This window comes from Brevibacillus brevis, from assembly GCF_900637055.1.
Lineage (GTDB): Bacteria > Bacillota > Bacilli > Brevibacillales > Brevibacillaceae > Brevibacillus > Brevibacillus brevis.
Map to the genome: position 1 here is coordinate 6,182,585 of NZ_LR134338.1, position 15,026 is coordinate 6,197,610.

A 15,026-nucleotide genomic window follows, 5' to 3' on the forward strand; every position below is an offset into this window, starting at 1 on the left:
GGGGTGCAAATATTTTTACTGAGTCGTATGGTTGCGGATTCCTTGTCGTTCCCATGCATTTGCAATGATACGGAAGGGGAGTTGGTAATCTTTTAGCTCGTGCCCTTGCCCGGAGGCTTTATTTTGATAGGGGAAGCCTTTGTTCACGTCAAAACGAAAGGAAACGGAGTAATAGACTGCGTAGCTCGCATCCTTTTGGAAGCCATGCTGTTTATCCCCCATCAAAGGCGTATCTACTCCCACTTCACGAGTTCCTAGCTTGGAAGCGGAATAGGAGGGTCCTCTCCAGATCTGGGGAGTCGCTTGTTGCAAGGCTAACAACGACTGTAACGGCGTTTGGCGCAAGCCAGTTTCTGAAATCCACGCCCGTGCAGATGTCACGACAGGAAACTGGTTGCTCACAGGATGGCGGTGTCGATCCTGCAGCTCCACTTGTGTCAAGATGCGCTCCCCTGCGTAGTAATCGTTTGGCTGGCTGTTTGGATACCGGTCTCTGGCATGATACCCTTCCCATTCGGCTGTATGGCGAATCGAGCCTATTGCATTCGGCTCAAATACTTCAAAGGAGCGCTCTCCCCCTTTGACCGTAATGGTATAGCGTCCTGCCATTGTTTTGGATATGTTCTGTGGTTCACACACCGCTTCATCTTCGTCGTTCGTTGCGCAGCTCTCGTAGGACAGTTCAAAATCGACCTGATAATCCATCACGATAACAAAGCCGTTGATTTCTGCTTTGTACTTTTGGGATTGGAGTACTTGGCGCCAAGTCGTCTGCGTGGGGACAGTGGTTCCTGTGTACACGACCTCTGCGCCTGTAGATGCACTGCTTACCTGCCATTGCATCGGCGCTCCGGGGCCTGTCAGCTTTAGATCAAGCTGGGGTGGTGTATAGACTGCCATGCTCTTGGCATCCGAAATCCACCCTGGATTCGCAGTGACGGATACGTTTTTGATATTGTCTCCGCTGACTGAGCTCTCCAATTGTGCTTTGAATTCCGTTATCTTCTGATTGAGCTCCTGCTCTGTTTTTTGGAAGCCTTCGTTTATTTTCGTCTGATCAATGACCACGCGAATCGTAGCAGGCTCACGTTCCCACACGCCATCTGCATGTAGCGGCAGTTTTTGTAGCTGTCGACGATCACTGTCATAAATCTCTAAACCGATTTCACCGCCATCAAAATCGCCTCCACCACCAGGCGGCTCGGGAACTTCCCCACCAATTATTTTCACTGGCCAAGCCGCACGATTGTCCGTCCAGATCGTCTCATTTTCCGGCATGGATTTCGCAGGGTTGATATGGGCGATGAAATCCTCGGATTTTTGCGGATACTTCGTCGGAACCGTAATCTTACGCACCTCACCCGGCTTGAATTCCTTCACATCCAAGCTGGTTTCCTTTTCTGAACTAGCCCACCGAACAGCTAATTTCGTATCATGCGTTAATTTCCCGGCATTCTTCACGTTGAATGTAATCGTCGCATCGGTTCCTGGGGCTTGAGGGCTCTTCGGATCAATTTGAAAGCTCGATTTCACAATAAGCAAATTCTCTCCATCCGGTTTTGGAGAGCCTTTGCCGATTTGCACAAAATAATGACCGTCGCAGCCATCACTCTGGGGTGAATAAAATTGCACCTTGTACAGACCTTCTAGAAGAAGATCGTTCCCATCTTCCGGAAAATATACCCAATGTCCATTTGTGGAGGTGTTTGATCCATCCAGTTCTTTTCCATTCCGCTTTCTTTCCCAGTTTCCTGTGGCCGGATCGAACCACCTCATCGAAAAGCGACTATCCTCGGATAAAAACATGTGAAAACGATACCCGTCTGGAATTTCATCTGCTGCTAATTCAATTGTTTCTCCACGTTTAATTTCTTTGCTCCACTTTTGATTTTTCAGATCAATTTCTACAGACACCAAAATATCCCGGCATTTTTGGTCAGATTCAATGGTGAATTTCACCTCACCCGTGCAGCCCGTCTCGGACTCGAACAGCAGTACAACTTCATCACCAACATCCACAGTGACTGGCAATATGAGCCTGAATTGCTCGTCCGCTGCAAGCTTGTCGGTTAACGCTGTTTTTCCTTCGGGGGTCTTCAAATACCAAGTACCGGATACCTTCGAGGAAAACGATAGATTGGTATCGTAGTGGTCTCCGACATTAGTAAAGTATTTGAAATATACCGGATCTGTCAGTGTATATCCTGAACTGGCTGATCCATTCATCAGTTCGCCTTCTGGAGAAAATGGTAGCGGCGGCTCACTGTGTACCAGGAATTTCACCTTTTTTTGGTCCGCTATGGTGCAGGAGGCATCTTTTACTATGATCGTGATTTCCCAATTGCAGTCAGGCCGATCCTTCCACTGTGTCCCATCGAAGTTAAGTTTCAATTTGTACGTTTTTCCTCGCTCAAACTGAACGTCATACGGGTCGTGAACATTTCCATACGGTAGTTTTAAGGTGGAGGAATGATAGGATCGCCATCTGCCATTGTCACTTTCCTCGACTGGTAAGGTATAGATTTTTCCGTTTGGAAGTGCTACATCCCACTTGAGCGATGCTTCCTCGCTATCTCCGTATTTGGTTGTGTATTTGGTATGGAACGTCAGCGTGTCAAACGGCATAATCTCAATCGTTTCACCGTTTCTCACTGCAGATGCCGACAGTGTAACGATGGGGCATGAGTCTTCGCCGTCTGGCGACTTGACTCTAAAATATTTCTCCCAGCATTCTGTTCCATCATCACTGATGTATACGACTTTTACCCGTCCAGAGCTCCCGATGGTTCCTGTCCCTACTTTCCTGTTGCCATTCGCTCCATGCTTCATGTCATAACCATTCATGGTGAACTTCCCCGCTTTATTGGCATAGAGAGTGATTTCGGCATTTTTTTCGACAGCGATATCTGAGCCACCACTTGCAACAGCATTGTGGTCTTTAATATCCTTGTCGCCCACGACTTGAATGTTCAGTTTGGTTTTTGTTGATCCGATCGAACATGCTGGACCTGGGTCAGGCTTTTCGGGATCGGGTTTTTCCGGTGGGATTCCATCACCTACTGTGAATTGTGCTGTGTAAGGTGTGGAAACGTTTATGCTGCTTGATCCTTGGCGGCTTCTTTGATGCAGGTCAGTGATTGTTAGCGATACTTCATACACGCCTGGCTCGGTAGGCTTATATTCGGTATTTTTATAGGTCCACTTGTAGCCTGGGGGACTGCTTGTCTCGTTTACTGTGGGAACGGCGGTACTGGGATCGTTGAATGGTCGATTAGATAGGAGACTTTTGTATCCACGCCCTGTCGTCTTGTTGATCACATTTAAAGACCATACAAAAATGCCGCGGTCATAGTAAGAAAAGTCCGTGGCATTTGCATGGATCTCAACTGTTTCGTTGAGGTTGTATTTGGTTTTGTTGGTGGTTATGCTGCCAGTTGGCTGCGGGGTTGTTCGGAAGTGGCCTACCGAGATGTATCCGCCTTTGCCGTCTGGGACGAGGTTGTCTCCTTTGGTGTAGCCGGCGCCGCCTGAGGCGGAGGCTAGTTCTGCGAGGTTGTAGGCTTGGTAGGGTTTGCTGTCAAAGCCAGTTTCATTCGTTACTTCTTTACTATACACATTTGCAGAGCCACCGAGAATAAAATTGGGATTTCCACCAAATCGCTTGATCCAATAAGGAGCCTCCGAATCATCTACGAAGTACCATCCTTTATCCGCATTTTCATCTACGTCAGCAAATACCAATACTGGCTGTCCATCAATATTTCTATCAATTTCTATCTGAGCTATTGTCGCCCCTAGAGATGCAGGTATAGTTTGAATAGAAACTGTGTCGAAGCCGTTTTTTGGCGCCAGTCGCTTATAGGAATCAATATGGGTCGCGATTTTGATTCCATGTAAATTGGGAGCAGCGTCAGCGATCTGAGGATGCATTCCGATCACTCCTATCAAAAGACAGAAGGAAAGCACAGAAAAAAGTAGATATCTATGCTTGTACATTTTATTATTCATATTTGTACCCTCAACCTAGCGATAGAATTTTTTTGTGCGATTTTCTCGATCAAACTTGGGAAGTTTGGGATACCAATATCCCCCAGCTATTCCGGAGTCTTTCGAGTTAATCACTTGGAAGGTAAGAGATTTAACTGTACTGACAGAAACTGAGAACGACTCATTATTTAAAAATCCATTTCTTCCATCACCGTTAGTGATAAACATTGCTCTAATCAAAAAGTTACCATCCCCTTTAGGGACTTTTCCTGTAATCTTCCCATTTACTACTTTCAAGCTTTTATGGAATTCATCTGCATATTTTCTACCTTGCTCAAGCTGCCATTTATCCTGCCACATAAATTGTAAAATTTCAGCAGCATCACTGCGAAGCACTGGCAAATCCTCGCGGAATTTTGGTTGACCATTTGGTGCTGGCTTCATCCATCCCCAAGTAACCAACGCACCGGTATTAGTTAGATTCGGGCTTTTTTCACCTCTATATGGCTTCCACGTATTAAATACAAGCAATGCAGTTTCTTCTTTAGTAAGTAAACGGTTTGGATCAATCTTCACATTTTCCAAAATCCCAGCTTTCTGCGCCTTCTCATAGCTCATCTTCGCCCAGTGCCCTGCTGGGAGCTGCGGTACGGGAGCTACCTCCTTCAATCCGCGAATGGCTACTAAACTGGCAATAAACTGCCCCTGCGTGATTTGACTATTCGGATAAAAGTTCCCTTTGCTATCCAGCCACAAATATTTCTTCTGTACACCGAAATCAATGGCTGCCTTTGCTGTATGTGAAGCGTAATCCTTCGCTGACGCTTTCGCTTGTACGGTAGGACTGTCAGCAACTCCAATAAACCCTGCCACTGCAAGGACAGATGCTAGTAGGTATGACATTATTGCATGTTTGTTCATGGAATGACCCCCTCTTTACCGGATATTTTACCTATATTATCCATTTTTAGAAAGAGTCTGATTTAGGTTCCTTTGCAAAAAGCTTCGCAACGTATTCTCGGGTACAGCTCCTTCCAGCTTGTCGACCACCTTACCTTGTTCGACGACAAAAACAGTGGGGGTTGCCTCTGCACCAAGGCGCGACGCTTCATCCAGCTCTTTCTGCTTATGGATGTCCAGTCGTTGGATCATTTCCGGAGGATACTCCTTTACGACTCTCTCAAATGTCGGCCCAAACTCCGTACAATAGACGCAGCTATCACTATAGACGTACACCACTCTTACTTCATGTGCACTGGCTGTACCCCACGCACTTATACCGACGGCAAGCATAACCACACCGAGCGCGATCCACAGCCACCATTGCTTGCTTCTACTCATGTCCATCTCCCTTTCGCTAATCAAAATGTTCCATAACTATGCACTTGTCAAAGAACGATGCCCGTATTATGCAGCTCCAAACTGAGACAAAAAAAGCCAGCCCCATTGGACTGGCTGACATGTATAAAAAAAAGACGTACCACAACTCTTGCAAGTTCGTACGCCGTGCTTGTCCTCGTATGATGTTCCCTTTTACATAAGTGCAGTGCCGCCGTCTTCCTTCATCAGCGCACGGAGTTCTTCAATAAACGCCTGCCCTTTTTGAATCTCTTCCTCGGTGTAGCGCTGCTTGCTTTTAAACGTAAAGATTTTGCCCTTCATTTCCTCATAAGGCAGGTGGTTGAAATACAGAATCGTAGAAACCAGCTCGAGAAAACGGGAATTCTCCTCGTTCATACGCAAAATGGCACGTTCTCCACTACCGAAGTCAACCTCATGAAACTTGAGAAAATCATGACCAGTTTCGTTCAAAGAATAACGATACATATGAATGGCACCTTTACTCTCCATTTGCTCATCCAGAAGCCCCATGTTGCACAGCTCATCTACTCTGAGCGTCAGCTCTTCCGAATATGGACCGTACATGTGAAACTCGTAGCGCTCATCGAAATCCATCTCCAGATGTTTTCCTATGTACACCATCTTTTGCAATTTTTTTCGCCCGCTCACTTCGCCGACTATCTCAATCAGGCGTATGATCTTGGCGTGACGATTAAGCATCCTCCATCACTCCCAGACGTTCTCGAATCTTACGGGAGAGATCCCCCGGCAAAGCCATGACTTTATCCAATGGAAAGTACAGCTTGTAATCAAAGCGCCGCTTTCCGCTAATGGCCTGTACAATTTCTGACTTCTGTGACAGCTCGACCAGTTCACCTGAAGGCATTTGGAGCATAATCGGAATGCGCTCCTCTTCTTCTCCGGCACGGTAAAAATCATACGGAAGATCGGAGGTCGTGTCTACCTCCAAATAATACATCGGATCAATTCCGGCAGATTGAAATAGTTCTTTCAGCTCAGTCAGCAAGCGGAAATCCCTCGGATTATATTCGACGTATTTAAAGAGATTCCTGTCCAAAAATCGGGCGCACAAATCTTTCAACACAGGGTCTTGCTCTCTGCGCCAGAGCTGCATATAGAAAAGAATAATGGATTCATCGAGCGCCAAATAATCAGCGAGCTCTACCTTTTCCTGCAAGAAAGGAAGCAGCATCACAGGCTCCTGCATGAACGGATAGCCTTGGGAGAACAAGAGCTTCGCCCGTTGGAAAATTTTGCACAGGATTACTTCTGCACTTCGTGTCACAGGATGGAAATAGACCTGCCAGTACATTTGATAGCGAGACATGATGTAGTCTTCGACAGCATGCATCCCGCTGAATTTAAAGACAATGCCATCCTCCTGCGGCCGCATGACGCGCAAGATTCGCTCAATCTCGAAATTGCCGTAATTGACGCCCGTATAGTAGGCATCACGCAGCAAGTAATCCATCCGATCGGCATCGAGCTGGCTGGAGATGAGGCTTACGATCAGTTTATTGTCATATGTCTTATTAATCACTTCTGCCAATTTCTTCGGGAAGCTATCATCAAACCGACGAAGAATTCGGTTGATTTGCGTATCTCCAAGCAAAATGGCGCGCGTCCAATCCTCGTGGTGATACTTGAACACCTTTTCAAACGAATGGGAAAACGGACCGTGGCCCACATCGTGGAGCAAAGCCGCACATAGACACAGCAGCTTTTCTTCATACGTCAACTGAATACGGCCTTCGAACGTCTCCAAAATTCTGCGCATCAGTTCATATACACCAAGCGAGTGGTTAAAACGACTATGCTCTCCACCATGAAAGGTAAAAAAACTGGTGCCCAGTTGCCTGACTCGGCGCAAACGCTGGAATTCTGCCGAGTTGATCAAATCCCAAATGAATTTGTCACGCACGTGGACGTAGCGGTGGACAGGGTCTTTGAATACCTTTTCTTCATGAAGAAGCTGGGGCTGTTGCATCCTGGACACTCCCTTCCTGTAACTTCTCTTTTTATGATTAATGAGTTGTTGTCTTTATCATATCAGTTTCTCATAAGATAATAACTCTATAATTGATTAAAAAACAACCACAAACAGAAACGTATGTTCTTTTCAAAAAATATAAAAAGTCATTTAATCTTGATATAAATAGAAGTCATAATATTAATAAGTTTTACATCGAATGAAAACAAATACCCAAATACTAAACAGAATCATTAGAATATTGATAAATCTACAAACTGATCTATACTATAAATAATACACAAACAGAAAATACAGGAGATGAGACTCTATGATAAAAGATTTATCCACCTTGAGCACTACATCCCACTACATAACGTTAAAAGGAGTTCAAGGAATCCAATTCAACCATAGTGTGATATCAACACAATGCACAGTGAATAATATACTAAAGTTTATGGACGTAGATAAAAGCGTTCAAAGAGATACGATTGAACAACAAATTTCAAACATATCTAAATATATTCAATATGGCTTAGATGGAAACGACATATATTTTCCACCCATGATATTTTCAGCACGAGGTAAAGGAACCTTTCATAATGAAACTAACGATTTCCATTTAGATTTAGACGATAAAATGTACATTTTAGACGGGCAACATCGCATTAAAGCATTTGAATTATTAACAAAACGCTTAGAATTAAAAAATGACCCTATAAATAAAGATAAGTTAAAAAAAATTCTAAATTTCCCTCTCAGCATTCAAATTTTCACCAATCTAACAACTGATCAAGAAAGACAACTCTTCACTGACATAAATACCAAGTCTTCAAGAGTAAATAATACTCTTCTCATTATGTATAAAAATAATGATCTATGTGGTGAGTTAGTTAAAGAAATTATTCAAAATCATCCATCAATCTCAGAAGACCGATTTGAAATTAGAAGTAAAACAACAAGAACTAAATTAATGACATCAGCTACTCTTTACTCACTAATTAACGTATTAAATGAAGGGTTATTAGGCGGGCCGATGGTCATAAAAAGCAAGATAAATCCAGACAACTATAAATTATACAAAAAAAGAACTGAAGAATTTCTCACTCTATTAATCAAATACGCCCCAGAATATGCCTACGATAGAAACAAACACATAATTTTCATTCCAAATATCATCTCGTCAATTGCCCTCTTCATTTATACTATACAGAAAAAAAATCCAGCTATAAGTATGGAATTATTATTTGAAAGAGTTATTAAATCATTTGATTGGACTCACAAAAATAAAGAATTAAGAAATTTAGCTGTAAGTTATAATCCAAATACTAAGAAGTACAATTTTACAACGGGGGTAAGAACAATAAAATCAATATCACAATACTTGGAAAAAATTTTTGAGGGGGGCAAAAAATAATGTTCAATATTAAAGCCTTTGGAACCATAGGTTTAATAAATTTCTCAAATGACAAAGGTATTATGACATCTCAACTTAAAGTCAAAGATATATTAAACATTTATAGAATAGACTCAACAATTAATAGAGATCTATCTTACAATAGACTCCCTCAGATAATTAAGTATATTGAAAGCCTTGATGGCAATATCGGGGTATTCTTACCATCTCTAGTTTTCTCATTTCCAGAAAATCCTCATTATTACTATAGTCCACAGGATCAGGAGCTTACTATACCACCTGACATAAAGTTAACTGTAATTGATGGTCAGCATAGAATTAAATCCTTTGAAAAAATGGTTTCTACTATTACTGATAATGAAAAAAAACAAAAAGTTTTAGAAAGCTATATGACTGTTCAAATTTATTTTGGATTAGACCGTGATGATGAGAGAAGACTATTCTCAGATATAAACTCGAATGCAAGAAGAGTCTCTATGTCACTTGTCACAAGTTACGACACAAGAGATATAATGAATATTCTTGTCAATGAAATATTCAACTCATCAAGTTCTTTACAGGCAGTTCAGATTGAATTCAACAAAAGCAAAATTTTACGTCCAAGAAATACACACTTCTCTACGAGTGTAAGAATTAAGAAATTTATCAGCATTCTTCTTTTCGGTAAAAGGTCACTTAGTAATAAAAATGAAGCACAAGTAAAAAAACAGTATGATGATCTTTTTAGTTTTTTAGATAAGTTTTTTTCTTTATTATTTGGCGTTCTCCCTAATACCCCAGGAGACGTTTTACAGTATGTCTTAGGACATGAATCTTTGCAAAACGCATTAGCTCTACACCTACACAACAAAATAATTATAGATTGTGAGTCAGAAATCACATGGATTGATAATTGGGAAGAAGAAATTGAATTGCTAGGACTTATTGATTGGTCTATTCGTAATACAATCTGGCATCCACACATGATTATAGCTAGAAAAAATTCGCCATACGAATTTAAGGCATTTGTTGATTCAAGACATAATGACCTACTGGAAATCCTACAATCAGAACTAGGCTAAACAACCTAACTACTAGTTCTTAACTGACAGAGTTCATTATGTTATATTCACATTTTTATACATCATAAAAAAATGTAGCCAAAACAATCTTGTTGGCTACATTTTTCATGTCTGTTTATTTTCCTTTTAAATGTTTAATTACCCATCATGAGTCTCTGCCTCAGGCCCATACAAATCCGGGCGCTTCGCGGCTTTTTTCGCCAGCTTTTTGATCTTGTGCTGCGTCAGAACCATATAGAAGGACGGAACAACGATCAAGGTCAAAAGTGTCGAGAACGCCAAGCCGGAAATAATGGTGACCGCAAGCGGTTTGAACAAAACGTCACCCGAAATAGCTAGCGGCATCATACCTGCAATCGCTGTAAGCGAGGTCAAAAGAATAGGCCGCAGTCGTGCCTCACACGCAGAAATAACTGCCTGCTTCAGCTCCATGCCTGTATGGCGTGCCTCCTCGATGAACTCGATCAAAACGATCCCGTTACGCACCACGATACCCGCCAACGCAATAATCCCCATCATTGTCATAAAGCCAAGTGGCGTCTGAGTCACGAACAATCCAATCAAGCTCCCCGATACAGCGAGGTAAATCGTACTGGTAACCAGTACGGGAATGGTCAAGGAATAGAATTGCATCGCGATCAAAATCAGGATCAGGAAAACCACAAGAATCGAGAGTTTGCCCATGTCGATAAAAATATCCGTCTGCTCGGAAGTCTCGCCGCCAATCTCATAGCGGTATCCTTCAGGAAAGGACATGCTATCGAGCATCGGCTTGATCTCTTCCATTACTTCTGTCGCCGTTCTACCTTTCAGATCACTGGTAATTGTCACGCTCCGCGACAAATCGCGATGCGGGATCGTCTGTGTACTGAAAGTCGGTTTTACTTCCGCGAGCTGTGACAACGGAATCAGCTCTCCACGCGCATTGGCGATGCTTAGTCGCTGGAACAGCAAGGCAGGATCTTCCTCGCCTTTTTGCAAGAACAGCTTCATATCAATCAGGTCTGAGCCCGTATCAAACTCACTGACGGTAATGCCTTCGCTCACCAGACGCAATGTCGTGGACAAGTCCGTGTAGTTGACGAGCTTTTGCTCCATCAGCTCTTTATTGATGACAAATTCCAAGGTGTAGCGTTCTACCCCGAAATCGTCTTGCACATTGTACGTTCCCTCTAATCCGGCAACCTTTTCTTTTGCTTGTGCAGAAAGAGAGCGTAGCGTCTCAATATCCTCTCCATAAAAACGAATCACGACTGGTTTTCCAACCGGTGGACCTGCCTCCAGCTGCTTCGGCAAGATACTCGCTTCCGGATACAGCTTTTTGAATTCCTCCGTCCACGGCTCCAGCATGTTCTCGAGATGGGTCTCTTTTTCATGATAACGAACCACTAGCTGTCCGACGGTAATGCCACTTCCGACAGCTGTATCTCCGCCGAACATTTTCGGTGCACTGCCTCCCGCGTACGCAGATACTGTCTCGATGCCAGGCTGTTTCAACACCCAGTCTGCCGTCCCACGCACCACTCGGTCCGTTTCCTCCAGACTGTGGCCCACGGGTAGACGGATATCGATGAGAAATTGCGGGCGATCATCGTTCGGGAACAATTCCACCGGAGTGAGCGGTATTAATCCATATGCCGCCGTTCCAATCAATACGCCAATCATTCCTGCCAAAAGCGGTCGCTTCAAAATCTTCGGCATGAGCTTGCTCGCATACCACTTGGTCAGCTGCAACAATTGTTTCCCCAACAGTCCAGCCGGCTTGCGATACCCTTCTACGCCAGCCTTTCTTCGTTGTTCATACCATTGGCGAAAGATCGGGATGATCGTCAGCGACATGACCATCGACGCCAGCATCGTCATCGAAATAATCACCGGAACCGGACGAATGAACTGCCCTACGTTGCCGCTCAAAAACATTAAAGGAGCAAATGACGCGATCGTAGCCAGCGTAGCGGTCGTGATTGAAATCGATACTTCCTTGGCACCATTAACCGCCGCAGCCATCGGTTTTTCGCCCAGGACAGACAGTCTCCGCTCGATATTGTCATTGACCACCACGGCGTCATCGACCAAGATCCCGAGCACAATAATCAAGGAAACGATCGAGATCATGTTGAGTGAAATACCCAGAGACGGCAGGAACATAAGCCCCACAGCCAAGGAAATCGGAATCGCCATCGCTACTACCAACGATGTGATCAGATTTAATCCGAGTGCACACACCACCAAAACAGCGACGATGGCAATCATCATTTCCCGGGTCAGGTCGCTAAAAAGCTCATCCACGCGTTCATTTTGACTGTAAATCGAGTGTCTCTCGGCCCCCGCCGGAAGTGTTTTATCCAGAGTTACCATCATCTCGTCTACGCGCTTCTGCAAGGACGGCACATCACTTCCCGTCTCTGCGTTGACGCTGATCGTGATCGAAGGCTTCCCATTGAAATACGAAGTCGTTTTCACCGTCTCCGTCGTCATTTTGACCGATCCGATGTCCTTCAGATAGATCGGGAAGCCCTCATTTGAACGGGAGATAATGACTTTGTTCAGTTCTTCGACATCTGTATTTTCCGCCAGCTTGAGCTGGTAGGTCCGTTTTTCTGTGGTCAGGTCGCCAAGCGGGATTTTTTCATTTTCCTTTTTGACAGCCATCATCACCTGACTCCACGTGATCCCATACTGGCTCAGCTTTTGCGTATCCACCTCGATGTGGACTTCCTGCTCCGGTAAACCTTCCACCAGTACATCCGCTACGTTCGGAATTGTCCGCAGCTGTTCTTTCCACGATTTCAACATGGTACGCATGCTGTACAATTCTTCACGCGTGTCAACAGTGACCGCAAACGATTGGACAAACGTACGGTTCAAATCATCATTGATGATCGGTTGTTTCGCATCGGCTGGCAGATCAGCCTCTGCGTCCTTTACCTTCTTCCGCAATTCATCCCATTTTTGCTTCGGGTCTACGTCACTCTTTGCTTCCACCATGATAAAAGAGACTCCGAGGGAAGACGAGGATGATATATAGTTAAGTCCCTGCAATTCATTGATTTTTTCTTCCAGCTTTTTCGTAACAGCCTGCTCGACCTTTTCCGGTGAAGCTCCCGGGTAAACCGTCGTGATTGTCGCCATGTTCACGATAATATCCGGCATCTCTTGCTTGGGCAGTTGAAAAAAGCTCAGGGAGCCTACAAGTACGATCATGCTGAAAAACAGGAGCGTGATTTTGCGCTTTTGTACGATGTACTTAATCACGGTTGTGTACCTCCTGCCGCCTCGATTGGATCACCGTCAAACAAACGGTCCACCCCTTTGACGATCAGTTGGTCTCCTTCTTTTAATCCGTTTTTGATCTCGAGCTTGTCACTTACAATCTGCCCGATGGCTACGCTTGTTTTGACAGCCTTGCCGCCTGCATTGACGAAGACATGCGCGTCATCTTTTCCTCTGCTGATGACTGCTTCTACTGGTACGTAGACACCTTCCTGTCCCGTTACCGTTTTGGTCGCTTTCACCACCTGACCAGCAAACCAGTCACGAGCTGGGTTGGCGATTTGGACCTCTACGCCAATCGTTCCGGTATTTTGGTTCGTGGCAGGAAATATTTTTGTCACTTTGCCATCCCGTTTTTGTCCATACAGGTCAAGGGAGATCGTCTCGCCTGTTTTCCATGCCGAAATCTCACGGTCAGGAACGGGCAATACGACTTTTAATGTGTCGATGTTGCCGACTTGATAGACGGGGGTACCTGAACCGACCAAATTGCCCGCAGACGAGAGCTTGGCGATGATCGTCCCGTTAATCGGCGAACGAAGCTGCGTTTTGGCAAGTGTATTGGCTGCCACTTCCTTGGCGATAATCGTCTGATTGTATACAGCCTGCGTCAACTGTTTGTCTTCCGCACGAGCCCCTTGCGTAACCAGTGAATAAGACTGCTGTGCGTTTTGCAAATCCTTTTGCGCAATCGTCAGTCCATTTTGTGCACTTTCATACTCGCTTTTGGAAATGGCGTTTTGCTGGTAGAGCTTTTCAATCCGGTTGAAATCATCCTGCATTTTTTGTAGTCCCACTGTTGCCTTCTCCACAAGCAAACGCGCCTGCGTCACTTCTTGCTCTCTCGCGCCATTGTTTACCTTGCTAAGATTTGCTGCACTCTGCTGCACGGCAGCGTTGGACGAAGCAACCTGGAGCGAATAATCTGTGGCGTTCACACGGGCGAGCACATCTCCCGCTTTGACCGTGTCTCCTTCTTTTCGGTTCATCTCCACGATACGACCGCCTACTTCAAAAGAGACGAATGCTTCCTCCAAAGGTGCCAGCGTACCAGACAACTCCGTGACGCTAACAGCCTGCTCCTTCTTCACTTGTGCAACGACGACATGCTTCACTTCCTTCTGGGGTGCCGAAGCAGGTTGTTGCTCGCTGCAAGCCGTCGTTGCCAAAAGTCCGATCATCATTACAGATACAAGCCATCTTCTCTTCATGACTTCCTCCGCCCCTATGTAGCTATGCTGTTTATTTGAGTCCCTTGATGCCTTGTAGCAAGATTTCAGAAGCATTTTCAAAAAGCTCTTCTTCTACCATTTCGAGATCGAGATTGACCCGATACTTCGCCATGAAGGCATAGAAGAAAGTGGAGACGAACATAAGAGCTGCCGTGAACGGATCTGCCTTTGGCAAATGCCCTTGCTCCTGAAACGCTAGGAGCTTGTTGGACAATACCTCGACTGCGGTCATCGGCAGGCTGCTGAACATCTGTACGACTTCCGGGTGGTTATCCGCTTCGATCATGCAGATCATGAAAATTTCTTTGCGCTCGACCAATAAGCCGTAATACGTACGTGCGTAGCTGACCAGCATTTCCTTGAGGTCAGAAAACTCGCCTTGCAACCCTTGCTCCAGCTGCTCTCGGACATCCATGATTTCTTTCAGGAGCTCTTTCAAGATGCCTACCTTGTTCTTGAAGTGACGAAATACCGTCACCTCATTAACCCCTGCAATTTCAGAAATCTTGCGTGTAGTCGCTCCCTTGTATCCCTTTTGTGCCATTAGCTGACGTGCGGCCGATAAAATTCGCTCACGGGTTTCCTGTTCCTCTTCGCCTCTCCCCCCCAGCTTCTGTTCTATATCTGGGTGATCCATAACGCACCTCCGTGCCAAGCAAGCAATTACTTGCATTTTCATATTTTTCCAAGCCCATTATATATAGAAACTGCATGCATGTAAATAC

General features: G+C 44.8%; 10 protein-coding genes. 2 read left to right on the plus strand and 8 right to left on the minus strand.

Annotation, left to right across the window (positions count from 1 at the left end):
- Nucleotides 1-15: 15 nt before the first annotated feature.
- From EL268_RS30020 to EL268_RS30040, 5 genes are all read right to left on the minus strand, one after another.
- A complete protein-coding gene (locus tag EL268_RS30020; protein WP_232030165.1) occupies nucleotides 16-3,930 on the minus strand; it encodes an ABC transporter permease in 3,915 nt (1,304 codons plus the stop codon).
- A 93-nt stretch (nucleotides 3,931-4,023) separates the two neighbouring features.
- Nucleotides 4,024-4,908: an S-layer homology domain-containing protein gene (locus tag EL268_RS30025; RefSeq protein WP_106654817.1), complete on the minus strand. Its 885-nt coding sequence runs from the start codon at nucleotides 4,906-4,908 to the stop codon at nucleotides 4,024-4,026.
- Between the two features lie 36 nt (nucleotides 4,909-4,944).
- Complete coding sequence (locus EL268_RS30030) at nucleotides 4,945-5,328, minus strand: thioredoxin family protein (protein WP_232030166.1); 384 nt, start codon at nucleotides 5,326-5,328, stop codon at nucleotides 4,945-4,947.
- 192 nt (nucleotides 5,329-5,520) lie between these two features.
- Complete coding sequence (locus EL268_RS30035) at nucleotides 5,521-6,048, minus strand: YwgA family protein (protein WP_056486801.1); 528 nt, start codon at nucleotides 6,046-6,048, stop codon at nucleotides 5,521-5,523.
- Entirely contained in the window at nucleotides 6,041-7,336 is a 1,296-nt protein-coding gene (locus EL268_RS30040; protein ID WP_106654819.1) for an HD domain-containing protein, read from the minus strand. The genes EL268_RS30035 and EL268_RS30040 overlap by 8 nt, the downstream gene beginning before the upstream one ends.
- A gap of 313 nt (nucleotides 7,337-7,649) precedes the next feature.
- Here EL268_RS30040 and EL268_RS30045 point away from each other — a divergent pair, with 313 nt between their 5' ends.
- Both EL268_RS30045 and EL268_RS30050 read left to right on the plus strand, forming a co-directional pair.
- Nucleotides 7,650-8,735 (plus strand): DNA sulfur modification protein DndB, encoded by a 1,086-nt coding sequence (locus tag EL268_RS30045; protein WP_106654820.1) that lies wholly within the window; start codon nucleotides 7,650-7,652, stop codon nucleotides 8,733-8,735.
- On the plus strand, nucleotides 8,735-9,796 hold the full coding sequence (locus EL268_RS30050) for a DNA sulfur modification protein DndB (RefSeq protein WP_106654821.1): 1,062 nt from the start codon (nucleotides 8,735-8,737) through the stop codon (nucleotides 9,794-9,796). The genes EL268_RS30045 and EL268_RS30050 overlap by 1 nt, the downstream gene beginning before the upstream one ends.
- A 138-nt stretch (nucleotides 9,797-9,934) precedes the next feature.
- On the opposite strand, the gene EL268_RS30055 is transcribed toward EL268_RS30050, so the two are convergent.
- Genes EL268_RS30055 through EL268_RS30065 form a run of 3 tightly spaced genes read right to left on the minus strand, consistent with a single transcriptional unit; the run spans nucleotide 9,935 to nucleotide 14,938 of the window.
- Nucleotides 9,935-13,051: an efflux RND transporter permease subunit gene (locus EL268_RS30055; protein ID WP_106654822.1), complete on the minus strand. Its 3,117-nt coding sequence runs from the start codon at nucleotides 13,049-13,051 to the stop codon at nucleotides 9,935-9,937.
- Nucleotides 13,048-14,280 carry an efflux RND transporter periplasmic adaptor subunit gene (locus EL268_RS30060; RefSeq protein ID WP_106654823.1) on the minus strand — a complete coding sequence of 411 codons (1,233 nt, stop codon included), beginning with the start codon at nucleotides 14,278-14,280 and terminating at the stop codon, nucleotides 13,048-13,050. The genes EL268_RS30055 and EL268_RS30060 overlap by 4 nt, the downstream gene beginning before the upstream one ends.
- Nucleotides 14,281-14,311: 31 nt before the next feature.
- Nucleotides 14,312-14,938 carry a TetR/AcrR family transcriptional regulator gene (locus EL268_RS30065; protein WP_106654824.1) on the minus strand — a complete coding sequence of 209 codons (627 nt, stop codon included), beginning with the start codon at nucleotides 14,936-14,938 and terminating at the stop codon, nucleotides 14,312-14,314.
- Nucleotides 14,939-15,026: the final 88 nt, after the last annotated feature.